The 17,222-nt window shown below is 69.9% G+C and carries 13 protein-coding genes; 4 read left to right on the plus strand and 9 right to left on the minus strand.

From position 1 onward, the window contains the following. Window positions 1–75: 75 nt before the first annotated feature. From edd to EK403_RS02935, 5 genes are all read right to left on the minus strand, one after another. On the minus strand, window positions 76–1,884 hold the full coding sequence (gene edd / locus EK403_RS02915; protein WP_128776008.1) for a phosphogluconate dehydratase: 1,809 nt from the start codon (window positions 1,882–1,884) through the stop codon (window positions 76–78). Window positions 1,885–1,921: 37 nt separating this feature from the next. Further along, a complete protein-coding gene (gene pgl / locus EK403_RS02920) occupies window positions 1,922–2,638 on the minus strand; it encodes a 6-phosphogluconolactonase (protein ID WP_245479471.1) in 717 nt (238 codons plus the stop codon). Continuing rightward, the gene (gene zwf / locus EK403_RS02925) at window positions 2,635–4,113 is read right to left on the minus strand and encodes a glucose-6-phosphate dehydrogenase (RefSeq protein ID WP_128776009.1); all 1,479 of its coding nucleotides are present in this window, start codon (window positions 4,111–4,113) and stop codon (window positions 2,635–2,637) included. Before zwf ends, pgl begins: the two co-directional genes overlap by 4 nt. A 114-nt stretch (window positions 4,114–4,227) precedes the next feature. Beyond that, the gene (locus EK403_RS02930; protein ID WP_128776010.1) at window positions 4,228–5,775 is read right to left on the minus strand and encodes a Na+/H+ antiporter; all 1,548 of its coding nucleotides are present in this window, start codon (window positions 5,773–5,775) and stop codon (window positions 4,228–4,230) included. 22 nt (window positions 5,776–5,797) lie between these two features. Beyond that, the gene (locus tag EK403_RS02935; protein WP_128776011.1) at window positions 5,798–6,616 is read right to left on the minus strand and encodes an enoyl-CoA hydratase/isomerase family protein; all 819 of its coding nucleotides are present in this window, start codon (window positions 6,614–6,616) and stop codon (window positions 5,798–5,800) included. 203 nt (window positions 6,617–6,819) lie between these two features. Between EK403_RS02935 and wrbA the strand changes: the two genes are divergently transcribed. Together wrbA and EK403_RS02945 are read left to right on the plus strand one after the other, a co-directional pair. Next, on the plus strand, window positions 6,820–7,419 hold the full coding sequence (wrbA, locus tag EK403_RS02940) for an NAD(P)H:quinone oxidoreductase (RefSeq protein ID WP_128776012.1): 600 nt from the start codon (window positions 6,820–6,822) through the stop codon (window positions 7,417–7,419). 157 nt (window positions 7,420–7,576) lie between these two features. Continuing rightward, window positions 7,577–8,482: a calcium-binding protein gene (locus EK403_RS02945; RefSeq protein ID WP_128776013.1), complete on the plus strand. Its 906-nt coding sequence runs from the start codon at window positions 7,577–7,579 to the stop codon at window positions 8,480–8,482. Here the strand turns inward: EK403_RS02945 and mdoH are convergent. The 3 genes from mdoH to EK403_RS02960 form a co-directional block, all read right to left on the minus strand. Beyond that, window positions 8,447–10,633 (minus strand): glucans biosynthesis glucosyltransferase MdoH, encoded by a 2,187-nt coding sequence (gene mdoH / locus EK403_RS02950; protein WP_428979566.1) that lies wholly within the window; start codon window positions 10,631–10,633, stop codon window positions 8,447–8,449. The two genes, EK403_RS02945 and mdoH, sit on opposite strands and share 36 nt — an antisense overlap. Continuing rightward, window positions 10,621–12,168: an OpgD/OpgG family glucan biosynthesis protein gene (locus EK403_RS02955; protein ID WP_128776014.1), complete on the minus strand. Its 1,548-nt coding sequence runs from the start codon at window positions 12,166–12,168 to the stop codon at window positions 10,621–10,623. Before EK403_RS02955 ends, mdoH begins: the two co-directional genes overlap by 13 nt. A gap of 126 nt (window positions 12,169–12,294) precedes the next feature. After that, window positions 12,295–12,912 carry an SPOR domain-containing protein gene (locus tag EK403_RS02960; protein ID WP_128776015.1) on the minus strand — a complete coding sequence of 206 codons (618 nt, stop codon included), beginning with the start codon at window positions 12,910–12,912 and terminating at the stop codon, window positions 12,295–12,297. 158 nt (window positions 12,913–13,070) lie between these two features. Between EK403_RS02960 and glmU the strand changes: the two genes are divergently transcribed. Together glmU and glmS are read left to right on the plus strand one after the other, a co-directional pair. Further along, on the plus strand, window positions 13,071–14,435 hold the full coding sequence (gene glmU, locus EK403_RS02965) for a bifunctional UDP-N-acetylglucosamine diphosphorylase/glucosamine-1-phosphate N-acetyltransferase GlmU (RefSeq protein ID WP_128776016.1): 1,365 nt from the start codon (window positions 13,071–13,073) through the stop codon (window positions 14,433–14,435). A gap of 93 nt (window positions 14,436–14,528) precedes the next feature. Then, window positions 14,529–16,352, plus strand: a complete 1,824-nt coding sequence (gene glmS, locus EK403_RS02970; protein ID WP_128776017.1) for a glutamine--fructose-6-phosphate transaminase (isomerizing) — start codon at window positions 14,529–14,531, stop codon at window positions 16,350–16,352. A 10-nt stretch (window positions 16,353–16,362) separates the two neighbouring features. Here glmS and EK403_RS02975 read toward each other — a convergent pair whose 3' ends face one another. Next, window positions 16,363–17,163 carry an alpha/beta fold hydrolase gene (locus tag EK403_RS02975; RefSeq protein ID WP_128776018.1) on the minus strand — a complete coding sequence of 267 codons (801 nt, stop codon included), beginning with the start codon at window positions 17,161–17,163 and terminating at the stop codon, window positions 16,363–16,365. Window positions 17,164–17,222: the final 59 nt, after the last annotated feature.

Raw genomic sequence — 17,222 nt, forward strand, 5'->3', positions numbered from 1 at the left:
CGGCGTTTCCGGCGCTTGGTCCGGATAACGATCCCGGCTCGACCGCTTCGCCGCCGTCCGGGATGACGGGCGACTTCAAATCGCGCTCGCGCCCTGTTCGGCCGAACTGACCAGTGATCGGAAGCCGGCGAACAAATTGCGGCCCATGCCGAATTGCGGCTCGGTCTCCTCGCGCGCCTGATCGCGGGCCGCTAGCTCCTCGGCGGGAAGCCGCACCTGCAACACGCCATGGACCGCGTCGACGCGCACCAGGTCGCCGTCGCGGATGCGCCCGATCGGGCCGCCGTCGGCGGCCTCGGGCGTCACATGGATCGCGGCCGGCACCTTGCCGGAGGCGCCCGACATCCGGCCGTCGGTGACGAGCGCCACCTTGTGCCCGCGCTTCTGGAGCACGGCGAGCGAGGGCGTCAGCCGGTGGAGCTCCGGCATGCCGTTGGCCTTGGGCCCCTGGAACCTCACCACGGCGACGACGTCGCGGTCGAGCTCGCCGGCGCGGAACGCGGCCTCGAGATCGTCCTGGTTCGAGAACACCCGGGCGGGCGCCTCGATGACCCATCGGTCCTCCTCGACGGCCGAAACCTTGATGACGGCGCGGCCGAGATTGCCGTCCAGCACCTTGAGGCCGCCCTCGGGCTGGAACGGCGTCTTGACCGGCCGCAGCACGCTCTCGTCGCCCGAGGCGTCGGCGATCGGCCTCCAGACGATCTCGCCTTCGACGAGCCTCGGCTCCTTCTCGTAGTCCGCGAGCCCCGTCCCCATCACGGTCAGCACGTCGTCGTGCAGCAGGCCCGCGCCGCGCAGCTCCTTGATCAGGTAGGACATGCCGCCGGCTGCGTGGAAATGGTTCACGTCGGCCGAGCCGTTCGGATAGATGCGGCAGAGCAGCGGGGTGGCGGCCGAGAGCCGGTCGAAATCGTCCCAGGTGAGCGTGATGCCGGCCGCCTTCGCCATAGCCACCAGATGGATCGCGTGGTTGGTCGAGCCGCCGGTAGCGTTTAGCCCGACGATGCCGTTCACGAACGCCTTTTCGTTGAGGATCTGGCCGACGGGCGCGTAGCCGTTGCCTGACCGCGTGATGGCGAGCGCCTGGTTGACCGCGGCGCGGGTCAGCGCGTCGCGCAAGGGCGTGTTGGGCGGCACGAAGCTCGCGCCGGGCAAATGCAGCCCCATGATCTCCATCAGCATCTGGTTGGAGTTCGCGGTGCCGTAGAAGGTGCAGGTGCCGGGCGAGTGGTAGCTCGCGGACTCCGACTCGAGCAGTTCGGCGCGGCCGACCTTGCCCTCGGCGTAGAGCTGCCGGACATGGCCCTTCTCGTCGTTGGAGATGCCGGTCGGCATCGGGCCGGAGGGCACGAACACCGCCGGCAGATGCCCGAAGGCGAGAGCGCCGATGACGAGGCCCGGCACGATCTTGTCGCAGATGCCGAGATAGAGCGCGGCGTCGAACATGTCGTGCGACAGCGCGACCGCCGTCGACATCGCGATCACGTCGCGGGAGAACAGCGAGAGCTCCATGCCGAGCCGGCCTTGCGTGACGCCGTCGCACATCGCCGGCACGCCGCCCGCGACCTGCGCCACCGCCCCGACCTCGCGCGCGGCCTGCCGGATGAGATCGGGGAAGCGCTCATAGGGCTGGTGGGCCGAGAGCATGTCGTTATAGGCGGTGACGATCCCGACATTCGGGACCGCCTGGCCCTTCAGCGCCGCCTTGTCGTGCGCGCCGCAGCCCGCGAAGCCGTGGGCGAGATTGCCGCAGGACAGCGCCGCCCGGTGCGGGCCCTCGGCCGCGGCCTTCTCGACGCTGGAGAGGTAGCGCGCGCGGCCCTCGCGCGAGCGGGCGACGATCGCCTCCGTCACGTCTGCGATGCGGGCGTCGAGCGTCATCGATCAGCTCCCAAGCTTGGCGAATGTAGGAAGCGCCTCAGGGCGCCCATGCCACCTCGAGCGGTTCGCGCGCGTTCCGGATCACGGCGCGGATCGGCATCTGCAGAGGATCGTCGCCCGCAAGCGCTTCGTCGAGCACCCTTTTCTTCGCCTCGCCCTCGACATGCAGCACGAGCTTCTTCGCGGCGAGCAGAACGGGCAGCGTCAGCGTGATTCGGGGCTCGATCGCGGCCTTCGCGCGCATCGGTAGGACGAGCGCCTTGCCGGTTGGGTCGATCGCGTCCTCGAGACGGTCGCCGCCGGGGAAGAAGGAGGCGGTGTGACCATCGTCGCCCATGCCCAGCACCGCGACGGTGAGCGGGCCGGAAAGGTCGGCGACCCGCTGCTGGACCTCGGGCAGGGCGCCCTCCGGCGAATTTGCGTCGATGAAGAGCGGGACGAAGCGCGCGCGCGCGGCCTCGTTCCAGAGCAGGTGCTCCTGGACGAGGCGCGCGTTCGAGCGCTCCTCGGTGTCCGGAACCCAGCGCTCGTCGACCAGCGTGACGGTCACCGACTCCCAGTCGAGCTCCGCCTTCGACAGCGCATGGAAGAACAGTTTGGGCGTCGATCCGCCCGAGACCGCGAGCGTCGCCTCGCCGCCGTCGCCGATGGCGTTGCGCAGCGCCTCCGCGACCTCTTCGGCGAGAGCGCTCGCGAGCGCCTCCCGGTCGGGGAACGTCCGCAGGTTGATCTTGAGGCTATCGCCGTCGCTCACGCGGGGTCCTCGTGCCAGGTGCGGCCGTCGCGCTCGATCAGCGCCACGGCGGCGGACGGGCCCCAGGTGCCCGCCGTGTAGGGATCCGGGACGCGGCCGAGCCGCGACCAGCTCTCGAGGATCGGGTCGGCCCAGATCCAGGCCGCCTCGACCTCGTCGCGCCGCATGAACAGCGCCTGGTTGCCGCGGATCACGTCCATCAGCAGACGCTCATAGGCGTCCGGGTTGGGACCCTTGAACGTCTCCGCAAAGGAGAGGTTCAGCGGCACCTCGCGGAACCGCAGGCCGCCGGGGCCGGGGTCCTTGATCATCAGATAGAGCTTCACGCCTTCGTCCGGCTGAAGTCGGATCACGAGCCGGTTCGGGGCCAGGAACCCGCCGGCCGCGCCGAAGATCGACAGCGGCACCTCGCGGAACTGGATGACGATCTCGGACACGCGCGACGGCAGGCGCTTTCCGGTGCGCAGATAGAAGGGCACGCCCGCCCAGCGCCAGGTCTGGACCTCGGCCTTGAGCGCCACGAAGGTCTCGATCGTGCTCTCTTCGCCGCCGAGCTCGTCCCGATAGGCGGGCGCCGACTTGCCGTCGATCGCGCCGGAGCGGTACTGGCCGCGCACGGTGAGCGAACGGATGTTGCTGTCGTCGATCGGCTTGAGCGCTCGCAGGACCTTGAGCTTCTCGTCCCGCAGGGCGTCCGCCTCCATCGCCGAGGGCGGCTCCATGGCGACGAGGCACAAGAGCTGCAACATGTGGTTCTGCACCATGTCGCGCAGCGCGCCGGACTTGTCGTAATAGCCGGCGCGGCCCTCGACCCCGACTTTCTCGGCGACCGTGATCTGGACGTGGTCGACATGGGCGGAGTCCCAGACCGGCTCGAACAGCACGTTGGCGAAGCGCAGCGCCATCAAATTCTGCACCGTCTCCTTCCCGAGATAATGATCGATCCGGTAGATCTGGCTCTCGGGCAGCACGTCGGCGACCGCCTCGTTGATCTCCCGCGCCGAGGCGAGGTCGCGGCCGAGCGGCTTCTCCAGCACCACACGGGTCTTGGGCGTCAGCAGATTGTGCTTCGACAGGCCGTGAGTGATGTCGTCGAACAGATCCGGCGAGGTCGCGAGATAGAAGGCGCGGACCTTGTCGAGCCCGTCGGCGATCAGCTTGGCCAGATCGTCCCAGCCAGCCTCGCCGGTCGCGTCGACCATGATGAAGTGCAGCCGGTCGAGGAAGCGCGAGACCGCCGCTTTGTCGAGATCAGTTTTCGAAACGTAGGTTTCGAGCGCGGTCTTCACCTCGGCGCGGAATTGCTTCCGGTCGAGCTTTGAGCGCGAGACTCCGACGATCCGGCTCGGCTCGCTCAGCTGGCCGTCGCGGTCGCGCAGGAAGAGCGAGGGGAACAGCTTGCGATGCGCCAGGTCGCCCGTGCCGCCGAACACGACAAGGTCGAAGGGTTCGACCGCGACGATGCGGCTCGTCATCGATGAGCGACTCCTGGGGGCGTTCGGGATTGATGATCTCGCAGGCGCGAAATGATGGCGCGCCAGGCCACGCTGTCAAATGCGGGGGCGCGCCGGCGGCCTCGCAGGCCCGGTTCAGCCGGCGCCCAGTTCCGCCCAGTCGAGCTCGGCCTCGACGACGTGGAAGGCGTCGTCGCCGATGACGGAGTCGCGCCGGAGTTCGACCATGCGATCGCGCGCGGCCGCGATCGCCTTCCGCCTCAACCCGTCGCCCGGTCGGTCGTCGGGGCTGGAGTCTCCATTGGCCTGGTTCAGCTCGATCGCGCCCTGATATTCCTTGCGCAGCAGCCTGGCCGGCAGGCTGTCGTCGCCTTCGATCGCCGCGAGCGCGGCGCGGTGGATTTCGACCCGAGCGAGCCGGACCTCGCGCGCGACCGGATCGTCGTCGGAGAGGCCCGATCGGATGATCAGAGCCTTCAGGGTCAGCCCCTGGAGGGTGAGGGTCCCGAGCGTGACCGTGAAGGCCGTCAGCAGGATGAGGTCGCGATACGGAAAGGGCGAGCCGTCGGAAAGCGTCTCGGGCACCGCGAAGGCGGCCGCCAGGGTGACGATGCCGCGCATGCCGGCCCAGGAGATCACGACGCCGCTCGCGACTGTCGGCCGCATCATCGGGCGGGGCGGGTTGAAGCCGTAACGGTCGATCCGCATGCGGATCACCTTGTTGAAGGCCATCACCCAGGCGAAGCGTGCGAGGATCACGGCGACGAGCACCGCGAGCGCGATAGCGGCGTAGGAGAAACGCAGGTCGCCGAGCCGCTCCCAGATCGGCCCGATCTGCAACCCGACCAGCACGAAGGCGAAGGCGTTCAGCACGAACACCGCCGTCTCCCATACGGCGAAAACGGGCACGCGCATCCGCGCCGGGAAGCGCTGGCCCGACATGCGGGCGACGGTCATGGCGTAGACCACGATGGTCAGGATGCCGGACAGACCGGCGGCCTCGGCCGCGATCCAGACGCCGAAGGTCAACGAGAACTGCAGGATGATCGCGATCGGCGCGTCGCCGACGCGGGTGAGCGGGCCGGTGAGCCGCGCCACGGCGTATCCGGCCACGACGCTGCCGACCACGGTGAGGACGAGGACCGGCGCGAAAGAGGCGACGCTGAATTCTCCGTCCATCGCGGCGAGGATCGCGAGCCGATAGATCAGCAGGGCGCTGGCGTCGTTCAGAAGGCTCTCACCCTCGAGAATTTTGACGATTCGGTGCGGCAGCCCGACCTGGCGCACCACGGCGCTCGCGGCCGCGGCGTCCGGCGGCGCGACGATCGCGCCGAGCGCGATCGCGACCGCCCAGGGCATGTCGGGCACGAGCCAATGCACCAGGACAGCCACCGCCGCCGTGGTGGCGACGACCGCGGCGACCACCAGTCCCGCCACCGGGGCCCAGTTGTCGCGCAGGTCCCGCAGCGACGCGTCATAGGCGGCGTCGACCAGGATCGGCGCAACGAACAGCGTCAGGGCGAGATGCGGGTCGAGCGTCCATTCCGGGCTGTGCGGCACGAAGGCGAGGCAAGCCCCGCCGATGGCGAGGAAGGACGGGTAGGGGGCGCCGAGGCGGCGCGCCAGCATCGCGAGGAGCGCCGCCCCGAACAGCAGCGCGATGATCCATTCGAACGTCTCCATCGGACCGCCGCCTCCCGCCGCTCTAGCCGCGCCACGTGAAAACAGGCTTGCGCTTCTCGAGGAACGCCCGCGCGCCTTCCTTCAGATCCTCGCCCGCGAAGCCGCCGCGCCACAGCGCCTCGAGGCGATCGAGGTCGGACGCCTCCGCGCCGAGCGCGTCGACCGTGATCTTGGCGGCGGCGAGCGAATAGCGCGAGTTCGCAACGATCTGGCCGACCAGCGTCGCGACCTCCTCGTCGAGCCGATCCGCAGGGACCACCCGGTCCACGAGGCCGATGCGCAGCGCTTCCGCCGCGTCGATCAGGCGGCCGGTGAACAACAGGTCCTTGGCGGCCGAGCGTCCGACCGTCGCGACCAGCCGGCGCGTGCTGACGACCGGATAGACGATGCCGAGCTTTGCGGGCGTCACGCCGAAGCGCGCCCCCTCGGCGGCGATCCGGAGGTCGCAGGCGAGCGCGATCTGGCAGCCGCCGCCGACGCAAGGGCCCTCGATCGCGGCGACCGTGGGTCTTGCGATCCGCGCGACCGCCTCTTCGCCGTCGCGCACGGCGTCCGCGAAGGCGTCCCGGCGCTCAGCCGACGCCTCCGTGAGCGCGACGAATTCCGAAATGTCCGCGCCGGCCGAGAACACGCCGCCGGCTCCGCGGACGACCACGGCGGAGATGTCCGGATCGGCCGCGATTTCCGCCGAGACCTCCGTCAGGGCGCGCCAGGCCGCCTGGTCGATCGCGTTCTTGCGGACCGGCCGGTCGATCGTGAGCGTCGCGACGCTCCCGTCGCGGGTCAGCCGCACGGATGGCGGCGGCGCGCCGGTCGGCGCTGCGGTCTCGGCCTCGGTCATGCGGCGCTCGTCGTCTCGGGAATCGGCGCTGCATAGCATCGATCGTTCCCATGCGCGCGGCCAGGCGCGCGCGGCGCCGGGGCTTTGCTTGATTTTGCGCAAACCATGGATCGCAGCGCCCCGGCTTGCCGAGCTTCGCGTCCGCCCTCACCTTGCGCGCCGAGCGGCCGGCGGCGGCCGGAGACGACAAAAGGGAGGCCCCGATGACCAAGGTGCTGGTGCTCTATTATTCGACCTACGGGCATATCGAGACGATGGCGAACGCCGTCGCCGAGGGCGCCCGCGAGGCTGGCGCGGACGTCACCGTGAAGCGCGTGCCCGAGACGGTCCCGGAAGAGGTCGCGCGCCAGAACCACTTCAAGCTCGACCAGGCGGCCCCGGTCGCGACCGTGGATGAGCTTCCCGAATACGACGCCGTCATCTTCGGCGCCCCGACCCGCTATGGCGTCTTCGCCTCGCAGATGCGCGCCTTCATCGACCAGACCGGCGGCCTGTGGGCCAAGGGCGCGCTCAACGGCAAGGTCGGCGCCGCCTTCACCTCTTCGGCGACCCAGCATGGCGGGCAAGAGAGCACGATCCTGACATTCGTCCCGACCCTGATGCATCTCGGCTTCGTGGTGGTGGGGCTGCCCTATTCTTTCGCGGGCCAGATGTGCGTCGACGCCGTCACGGGCGGCTCGCCTTATGGCGCGAGCACCATCGCGAACGGCGACGGCTCGCGCCAGCCGAGCGACAACGAGCTCGCGGGCGCGCGCTTCCAGGGCAAGCACGTCGCCGAGATCGCGAAGAAGCTCGCGGCCTGACGAGGCGGACGGGACGGCGGCGCGGCATGAAAGTCGCGCCGCCTTGAAGCGTTTGTTGAACGAGAGACAACAGAAGAGATAGGTAATAGTACTGATATTTTTCGCCTATATTGTAGACATACTGCTTATATTGACGCCATAAGAGGTGCCGGTCCCGATGCTCATCAGCAAGGAAGCCTCTCAGGTCAGTCCGCTGTTCGTCATCTATCGCGAGGGCGAGACTGCGACCGTGACCCTGTCATATGGCCTTTCCGGCTATTACGATGAAGAGCTCGGCTACTACGTCTGGGAAGGCGATATCTCGTCGACCGTGGGAGACTTCGGCGACTATCTGTACCAGCCGTTCGATCGCCCGATGGACCTGCAATATACGGCGACGCTCGCCGATGGCGTGACCTATCAGGGCGCCTATGACGTCAATGACTACATCGACGGAACGTGGCTGCATCTCGACTATCGCGTGACCGCTTTCTCGACGGCGGCCGACTTCGCCGGCAAGGCACCGGCGGACCTGGTTTTCGGGTCGGAGCTGGCCGATCGCGTCAGAGGCGCGGGCGGCGACGACGTGCTTGAAGGGGCGGGCGGCGCTGACAGGCTCGCGGGCGGCCTCGGCGACGATGCGTTGCGTGGGCAGACCGGGCGCGACGATCTTTCGGGAGGCGCCGGCGACGATCTCGTGAAGGGCGGAACCTCGGCCGACGTCCTTTCCGGCGGCGAAGGCGCCGACAGGCTGGTCGGCGGGCGGGGCGGCGACGCCTTCGTCTTCGACTCGACGCTCGGCGCCGACAATGTCGACCGGATCGCCGATTTCGGCGAAGGTCCCGACGAGATCCGGCTGTCGCGCGACGTCTTTCAGGCCCTGACAGGCGAAACGCTAGCCGCCGCCGAGTTCGCCGCGACCGCCGACGGCGTCGCGACTTCCGCCGAGCAGCGGCTCATCTACGCCATCGAGACCGGCGAACTGTTCTACGACGCCGACGGATCGGGCGCCGGCGCGGCCGTGCTCTTCGCCAAGCTCAAACCGCAGCTAGAGCTGACGGCCGACGATTTCGCGCTGGTCTGAGGCAGGCCCTGCGGGCAGCCGCGACGCGAGCGACAGCAGCGCCCGGTCGTGGAGCAGCACGGTCTTCTCCTTCGGGGTGAGCCAGGCGACGGCGTCGGCGAGCGTCTCAGCCTCGGTCAGCTTGGCGGCCGCCATCACGCGTTCCGGCTCGGGCGCGCCGCGGGGGCGCGACGGCGCGACCGGCAGCATGCGGTCGTGCTCGCGGAAGAAGTCCGGGTCGGCGACGAGCGCCGCCAGCCCCTCGCCCTCGTCGACGCCGCGCGCGGCGAGGAGGGCGCCTTTCTCGCGCGCCGCGGCCGCGATCGGCGGCACGGTCGTCTCCTCCGGGATCAGCATCAGGCCGAGGCGCTTGAGGAACAGGCCCGAGGCGAGGTGACCGGAAAGCCATGAGAGCGGGATCGCAAGCAGCAGGCCCGCGATCGTGGGCGACATCCAGCCGGCGAGCGACGGCGCGATCATCAACGCCGTCACCAGTGTCACCGCGCCGAGCGCCATGTGCCAGCGATGTCGCCGGACGATGTCGCCAAACGGGATCGAGCCGTCGTCGCGGCGCTGCGGATTCCACCCCGTGGCGCGGCCCGCGAGGATCTGGAACACCGACCCCGACTGCACGAGCATCATGATCGGCGCGAACAGCGACGACAGGATGATCTCGAGGATCGCCGAGACCAGCGTGCGGAACGCGCCGCCGCTGCCACGCCGCGAGGCGCCGTTCATCAGATGGATGATCAGCCCGAAGAACTTGGGCGCGATCAGGATCGCCATCGTCACGCCGAACAGAGCGAGCGCGCGCTCGGCGTCGAAGCGCGGCCAGGCCGGGAACAGCGCGAATTCGTCGGTGAAATATTCCGGCCGGATGAACTTCGACTGCAGCGCGAGCGCGATGCCGCAGAGCAGCATGAACATCCAGAACGGCGAGGCCAAATAGGAGAAGATGCCGTTCAGGAAATGCTGGCGGCTTAAGGGATAGAGCCCGCGCGTGGTCAGCAGCGCGGTGTGCTGCAGATTGCCCTGGCACCAGCGGCGGTCGCGCTGGGAGAGGTCGATCAGCGAGGGCGGGCTTTCCTCATAGGAGCCCTCGATCCGCGGCAGCATGTAGACCGCCCAGCCCTTGCGCCGGATCAGCGCCGCCTCGACGAAGTCGTGGGACAGGATCAGGCCGCCGAAGGGCGGGCGGCCCTTGAGGTCCGGCAAGCCGCCGCCGCCCGCGAAGGCCGCCATGCGGATGATGGCGTTGTGCCCCCAATAATTGCCGTCGCGGCCGTACCAGACCGCGATGCCGGCCGCGATCACCGGCCCGTAGACCCGGCTCGCGAATTGCTGGACGCGGGCGAACAGCGTGTTGCGGCTGATGACGAGGGGGAGCGTCTGGATGATGCCGGCGTCGGGGTCGGCCTCCATGGCGGCGGCGAGCGCCGTCACCGCATGCCCGGTCATCAGGCTGTCGGCGTCGAAGATCACCATGTGGTCGTAGCTCCCGCCCCAGCGGGTCACGAAATCCTCGATATTGCCGGCCTTGCGCCGATGGTTCTTCTCCCGGTGGCGGTAGAAGACGCGAGCCTCCGGTCCGAGCGCCTCGCGCAGCGCGAGGAAGGCCCGTTCCTCGGCGATCCAGACGTCCGGGTCGGTCGTGTCGGAGAGCAGGAAGCAGTCGAAATGCGCGCCCAGGCCAAGGCGCGCGATGTCCTCGTGGATCGCCTGGATCGCCCCGAACACCCGGCTCGGCTGCTCGTTGTAGATCGGCATGACGAGCGCGTTGCGCGAACCGAGCCGCTCCGGCGCTTCCGGCTCGGCGATCGCGGGCTTCCCGAACAGCGCGACGAAGCCGACGATCGAGCTCGCGAAGGCGAGCGCGATCCAGGAGAAGTTGACGAGGAACAGGAAGAGCAGCGCCCATTCGAGCACGGTGACGCCGCCGACCTCGACGACGCCGTACATCTCGCGCCCGCCCAGCACGACCGCGGCCACCAGTCCGACGCCGACGAACGCCCGGCTCACCCATGGCGTCTTCCACGCCTTCGGCTCGACGAGCGGCCGGACGTCGTGCTTGGACCACGTCCAGAGCGGCTGCGACGGCATCCTCAGCGGCGCCTCGGGCGGCATCGCCGGAAGCGCGTTGGCCCGGCCATCGGCTCCGGTCACGCCGTCCACCTGTAGAGCCAGGTCTCGCCGATCCGGCCGCCTTCGCCCTCGAGCACCATGCGGAGCTCGCAGAGATCCTCGTTCGCCGGGTCGAGCGTGAACGTCACCCGGTAGCCCTTGATCTCCGGATTGGCGCGGCCGACGACCTCCTGGATCTGGCCCGCCGAGGTCGTGGCCTGCGGGCGGATCAAAGACGCGCGGGCGGGGTCTGCGACCGCGTCGCCGGCGAAATCGACGATGAAGCGCCGCCGTCTGCCGCCGGCCGCGCCCGTTACGGTCGAGACCACGGTCGCGCCAGGCGCGCGATCGGGCGGCGACCAGCACCAGTGTAGCCGGTAGGCGATCGAGAACGGCGTCTTGGGGTCGATCGGCGCCTTGGGGCGCCAATAGGCCACGACGTTCTCGTTGATGTCGGTGTCGGTCGGGATCTCGAGCAACTGGAGCTGGCCCTCGCCCCAGTCGCCGATCGGCTGCGCCCAGACGCTCGGCATGCGGTCATAGCGGCGGCCGAGATCATTGTAGGGCTGGAAGCCGCGCTGGCGCTGCAGCAGGCCGAAGCCGCGCGGGTCCCTGTCGCCGAACACGCTGATCTGCAGGTCGCCCGGATTGCTGAGCGGCCGCCACACCCATTCGCCGCCGCCGTTCCAGATCTGCAGCCCGTCGGCGCGGTGGACCTGCCCGCGGACGTCGTCCACGCCCGCGCGGTCGTTGGGGCCGAACAGATACATCGAGCTCATCGGCGCGATGCCGACATGGCCGAGCGGCTCGCGCGCGAACAGCGTGAGCTCGACGTCGACCACCGTGATCTCGCCCGGCCGGACGACGAAGCGGTAGGCGCCGGCGACGCGGCGGCTGTCGAGCAGGGCATGGACCACGATGGCGTTGCCGCCGGAACCCGGACGCTCGATCCAGAGCGCCCGGAACAGCGGGAACTCCTCGCCGTTCGGCTCGCCGACATCGATCGCGAGCCCGCGCGCGGAGGCGCCGAAGATCTGACCGCGGGCGAGCGCGCGGAAGATCGTCGCGCCCTGGAAGGTCAGGAAGTCGCGCAGCTCCTCCGGCTGTTCGAGCGGCGCGCGGGCCGTGAAGCCGGAGAGCGGGAAGGGCCGGTCAGCGGGCGGCTTCGGCGCGCGGCCGAAATCGAACCACTCGTCGTCGTCCGCGATCATCCGGACCCGACCGTCCTCGACGAGCCCGATGCGGACAGGCGAGCGATAGATGAACCCGCCGGGCAGCAGGTCGAGCGTGAAGCCGCGGTTCTCAGCGGTCCAGAGCGCGCGTTCGGGCTTCATGCGGATCGAGCGGAAGACGTCCTGCGGCAGCTCGGCGAAGCCGTTCGGCAGGAAGCCGCGCGGCGCCTCGTAGCCGCGCCCGGCCAGCCGCTGCGCCTGCTCGAGCACCGCCTCGCGCGAGAACGGCGCGCCGTCGCTCAGCAGATCCGGCGGCGCCGGCTGCTGCGCCCGCGCCGATCCGAGCGGCGCCGCCATGACGCCTGACGCCAGCACGCCCGACGCGACGCCGGAGCAGAAGTCTCTACGGTTCATGAGCGGGACGCTTGGCGGCCTCGGCCGACCGATTCGAGGGCGAGAGGGAGCGGAGCACGGATGATGTCGTCCGATCGCTGCAATTCCAGTGCGCGGACGCTGAAGCCGGCCCTCACGGCTTTCGCGTCAGGGGCGCCCGACCGGGTCGCCCGCATAGGTCGTCGTATCGCAGGCGAGGCCCTGTTCGGCAAGCGTGGCGCAGGCGCGCTCGGCGTCCGTCCGGTTCGGGAAGGGCCCGGCCACGAGGTCGTAGAGCCCCGGCGTCGCCTGGCTCCGCTGCGCGCGCGGCGAAAGCCTCGCCAGCACCTGCGGGTGCCGGCCGACGAGCGCGCTCCAGCGCCGCCGCACGGCGTCGATCGAGACGTCCGGCCCGAGCGACAGCGCGAAGCCCCCGGGGCGCGGTTCGGGGATCGTGGTGACGACGCGCGCGACCGATCCCGTCGTCTCGGGCGCCTGGGCGTTGCGGGCCGCGATCTTGAGCTCGCCGACGCCGCGCTCCAGCGCCGCGAGCCGGTTGGACAACGTCTCGCGCTCGGCGGCGAGCCGCGCGACCTCGAGCCTCAGCGCCCGCTCTTCGGGGGCCGCCACCAGGCGTTCGGACGAGCGCGGGTCGGCGACGCCGCGCCAGGTCACCGCGCCGGCCCCCGCAAGCGCCGCGACCATGACCGCGCCCCAGACCACGGCGGGCGCGACCGGCCCCAGCCGCCGATCATCGACGCGCTCGTCATAGGTGTATCGGCTCACTGAGCGCTCCGGAAATCACGACGCGCAAAGAGGATAGCTGAGTCGCGGTTGTTTCCATCGCGCCGGGCCGCCGGAGCCGGTTGCGAGCGACCGCGCGACGCGCCACTGTCGCCGCGCAATGCGGTCCAGAGGCCGCGCCCGACCTTGCAGAGACCGAAATGAGCTCATCCGCCGCCGACCGCAGCTGCCTCACCGTGGTGCTCGCCGCAGGCGAGGGGACGCGGATGCGCTCTGACCTTCCGAAGGTTCTCCACCGGGCCGCGGGCCGCACGCTGATCGCCCATGTGCTGGCCGCGGCGAACGAGGCGGGATCGGGCGCGCTCGCCGTGGTGGTCGGTCCCGGACGCGAGGACGTCGCCGACGAGGCGCGCCGGTTCGCGCCGGAGGCCAAAGTTTTCGTGCAGGGCGAGCGCCGCGGCACGGCGCACGCCGTGCTCGCCGCCCGCGAGGCGATCGGGACCGAGTTCGACGACGTGCTCGTGGTCTACGGCGACACGCCTTTGGTGCGCCCTGAGACGCTGAAGCGCCTGCGCGCGCCGCTCGGCCACGGCGCCTCGGTCGTGGTGCTCGGCTTCGAGGCGCGCGATCCGACCGGCTATGGCCGGCTGATCTCGCGCGGAGACAATGTCGTGGCGATCCGCGAGGAGAAGGACGCGAGCGACGAGGAGCGGGCGATCCGGCTCTCGAATGGCGGCCTGATGGCGATTTCGGGCGCCATGGCGCTGGAGCTGCTCGAGAAGATCGGCGATCGCAACGCCAAGGGCGAGTTCTACCTGACCGACGTGGTCGAGGTCGCGGTCATGAGCGGGCTCGCGGTCGCGGTCGAGGCGGCGCCGGAGGACGAGGTGCAGGGGGTGAACACCCGCGCCCAGCTCGCCGAGGTCGAGGCCGCGCTCCAGCGACGGCTGCGCGCCGCCGCGATGGAGGCGGGCGCGACCCTGGTCGCCCCCGAAACCGTGTTCTTCAGCCACGACACCAGGCTCGGCCGCGATGTGATCGTCGAGCCGAACGTCTTCTTCGGCCCCGGAGTGACGGTGGCGGACCGCGCCGTGATCCACGCCTTCAGCCATCTCGAGGGCGCGAGCGTCGGGGAGGGCGTCTCGATCGGTCCGTTCGCGCGGCTGCGGCCCGGCGCGAAAATGGCGGCGGGCTCGAAGGCCGGGAACTTCGTCGAGGTGAAGAACGCCGAGATCGGCGAGGGCGCCAAGCTCAACCACCTGACCTATGTGGGCGACGCCTCGGTCGGCGCCCGCGCCAATCTCGGCGCCGGCACGGTCACCTGCAATTACGACGGCTATTCGAAGCACCGCACGACGATCGGCGCGGACGTCTTCGTCGGGGTGAACTCGGCTCTCGTCGCGCCGGTGACGATCGGGGAGGGGTCCTATGTCGCGACCGGCAGCGTGCTGACCGAGGACGTGCCCGCGGATTCGCTTGCGCTCGCCCGCGCCCGGCAGGTGACGAAGCCGGGACGGGCGGCGCAGCTCAAGGCGCGGCTGAAGGCGAAGAAGGAGAGGGCGTGACCAGCCGCGACGCGGAGCTCCGACCTTTCAGCCGCCGCTAAGCACTCCGTGCTATGAGGCTCGCGCGGGACGTTGAGCGGAGTCGGGCGCCTCATGTGCGGAATCGTCGGCATTCTGGCCAGGGAGGCGGCTGCGCCGCAGCTCGTCGACGGGCTGAAGCGGCTCGAATATCGCGGCTATGACTCGGCCGGCGTCGCGACGCTCGAGGACGGCCGCATCGTCCGCCGGCGGGCCGAGGGCAAGCTCCGGAACCTCGAGGCGAAGCTGAAGTCCGAGCCGCTCGGCGGCCTCACCGGCATCGGCCACACCCGCTGGGCGACCCATGGCGCGCCGACCGAGAGCAACGCCCACCCGCACGCCACCGAGCGGGTCGCCGTCGTGCACAACGGCATAATCGAGAATTTCCGGGAGCTCCGCGCCGAGCTCGAGGCCGAAGGCGCGAGCTTCACGAGCCAGACCGACACGGAAGTCGTCGCCCACCTCGCCTCCCGCGCGCTCTCCGCCGGCGCGACGCCGCGCGAGGCGGTCCGGGAAACGCTCGCCAAACTCCGCGGAGCCTTCGCGCTCGCCTTCATCTTCGCCGGCGAGGAGGACCTGCTGATCGGGGCCCGGCGCGGCTCGCCGCTCGCGATCGGCCATGGCGAGGGCGAGGCCTATCTCGGCTCCGACGCGGTCGCGCTCGCGCCCTTCACCGACGCCGTGACCTATCTCGACGACGGCGACTGGTGCGCGCTGACGCGCTCGTCGGTCGAAATCTACGACGACGCCGGCGCGAAGGTGAAGCGCGAGACGGTCCGGTCGTCCGTCGCTTCGGTGATGGTCGACAAGGGCGCCTACCGGCACTTCATGGCGAAGGAGATCGCCGAGCAGCCGGAGGTCGTAGGTCATAGCCTCGTGCGCTATGTCGACATGACGACGGGCCGTATCCGCCTGCCCGACGGCGCCGATTTCGACTTCTCAACCCTCGACCGGCTGGCGATCTCGGCCTGCGGCACCGCCTATTACGCCGGGCTGGTGGCCCGCTACTGGTTCGAGAAGTTCGCGCGGCTTCCCGTCGACATCGATATCGCCTCCGAGTTCCGCTACCGCGAGCCGCCGCTCGCGCCGGGCTCGCTCGCGCTGATGATCTCGCAGTCCGGCGAGACCGCCGACACGCTGGCGACGCTGCGCCACTGCAAGGCGCAAGGCGTGAAGATCGGCGCGGTCGTCAACGTGCCGACCTCGACCATCGCGCGCGAGGCCGACGTGATCTTCCCGACGGTCGCGGGCGTCGAGGTGGGCGTCGCCTCCACCAAGGCCTTCACCTGCCAGCTCGCGGTGCTGGCCGCCCTCGCCATCAAGGCGGGTCGGGACCGCAAGGTGCTGTCCGACGCCGACGAGCAGAAGCTCGTCGCGGCGCTGATCGAGCTGCCGCGGCTGATGTCCGAGGCGCTGCATCTCGAGGACGCGATCGAGAAGCTCGCGCCCACCTTCGCCAAGGCCCAGGACGTGCTTTATCTCGGTCGCGGCACGAGCTTCCCGATCGCGCTCGAAGGCGCCCTGAAGCTCAAGGAGATCTCGTACATCCACGCCGAAGGCTACGCGGCGGGCGAACTCAAGCACGGCCCGATCGCGCTGGTCGACGAGACCGTGCCGGTCGTGGTGCTCGCGCCCTTCGACCCGCTGTTCGAGAAGACCGCCTCGAATATGCAGGAGGTCGCGGCTCGCGGCGGCAGGATCGTCCTGATCACCGACGCGGAGGGCGCGAAGCACGCCGGCGAGACCTTCGCGACGCTGGTGGTGCCGAAGGCCTTCGCCTTCGTCAGCCCGCTGATCTACGCGATCCCGATCCAGCTCATCGCCTACCACACGGCGGTGTTCATGGGCACCGACGTCGACCAGCCGAGGAACCTGGCGAAGTCGGTGACCGTGGAGTGAAATGCGAGGATCAGCCGGCGTTCGCCGCAGCGACGATGAGGTCGGCGATCTCTTTCGAATGGCTGATCATCGAAAGATGGCCCGCCGGAAGCTCGATCGTCCGAGCCTTCATCCGCTTTGCGACAAAGCGCTCGAGGTCCGGCGACGTCGTCCTGTCCTGCGTCGAGACCGCGTACCAACTCGGCTTGGAGCGCCACGCGGCGCCTGTCGTCTTCGACGCAAACAGCCCGTCGGCGATCGGACCCTGCACGGCGTAGAGGGCCTTCGCACGGACAGGATCCACGCCGTTTGCGAAATCGCGCAGGAAGCTGTCCTCCGTGAACTGCGTGAAGCCGTTGGACCGAACGAAGCCGGACGCCGCGGGCGGAGTCGGGAAGGTCTTCGCCAAAGCCGCATAGTCCTCGCCTGCGTCCGGCGCGCGCGCCGCGACATAGACGAGGGCGGAGACGTTCGGGTCGTTTCCGGCCTCGGAGATGACCGCTCCGCCCCATGAATGGCCGACGAGGACGGTCGGGCCCTCCTGGATCGCGAGCGTCCGTCTCGTCGCCGCGGCGTCCTCCGCCAGCGACGCGAGCGAGTTCTGCACGGCGGTCGCCCTATACCCGGCGGCCTGAAGGCGCTCGATCACGTCGATCCAGCACGAACCATCGGCATAGGCACCATGGACCAGGACTACGTTTCTGGCGGATCCCGCCGCCGCGGGACGCGCGCCGAATGCGGCGAGCGCGGTCAGGCCGGCGAGCGCGCCGGCGGCCTGACGCCTGGTGAGCGCGCCGCGAGGGCCTTTGCTGTCGAGTCGACCGTCAATCATCTTCTTCCTCTTCACTCGGCGGACGGCTCGCCGCGTCGGTGGGCCGTCACTCAGGTCCC

This window comes from Hansschlegelia zhihuaiae, assembly GCF_004103825.1.
Taxonomy (GTDB): Bacteria; Pseudomonadota; Alphaproteobacteria; order Rhizobiales; family Methylopilaceae; genus Methylopila; species Methylopila zhihuaiae.

Bases quoted from the DNA above. Each gene is read 5' to 3' on its own strand.
- edd (WP_128776008.1), bottom strand. From the start codon at position 1,884: ATGACGCTCGACGCCCGCATCGCAGACGTGACGGAGGCGATCGTCGCC.
- EK403_RS02935 (WP_128776011.1), bottom strand. From the start codon at position 6,616: ATGACCGAGGCCGAGACCGCAGCGCCGACCGGCGCGCCGCCGCCATCC.
- EK403_RS02955 (WP_128776014.1), bottom strand. From the start codon at position 12,168: ATGAACCGTAGAGACTTCTGCTCCGGCGTCGCGTCGGGCGTGCTGGCG.
- EK403_RS02930 (WP_128776010.1), bottom strand. From the start codon at position 5,775: ATGGAGACGTTCGAATGGATCATCGCGCTGCTGTTCGGGGCGGCGCTC.
- wrbA (WP_128776012.1), top strand. From the start codon at position 6,820: ATGACCAAGGTGCTGGTGCTCTATTATTCGACCTACGGGCATATCGAG.
- EK403_RS02975 (WP_128776018.1), bottom strand. From the start codon at position 17,163: ATGATTGACGGTCGACTCGACAGCAAAGGCCCTCGCGGCGCGCTCACC.
- EK403_RS02945 (WP_128776013.1), top strand. From the start codon at position 7,577: ATGCTCATCAGCAAGGAAGCCTCTCAGGTCAGTCCGCTGTTCGTCATC.
- glmS (WP_128776017.1), top strand. From the start codon at position 14,529: ATGTGCGGAATCGTCGGCATTCTGGCCAGGGAGGCGGCTGCGCCGCAG.
- zwf (WP_128776009.1), bottom strand. From the start codon at position 4,113: ATGACGAGCCGCATCGTCGCGGTCGAACCCTTCGACCTTGTCGTGTTC.
- glmU (WP_128776016.1), top strand. From the start codon at position 13,071: ATGAGCTCATCCGCCGCCGACCGCAGCTGCCTCACCGTGGTGCTCGCC.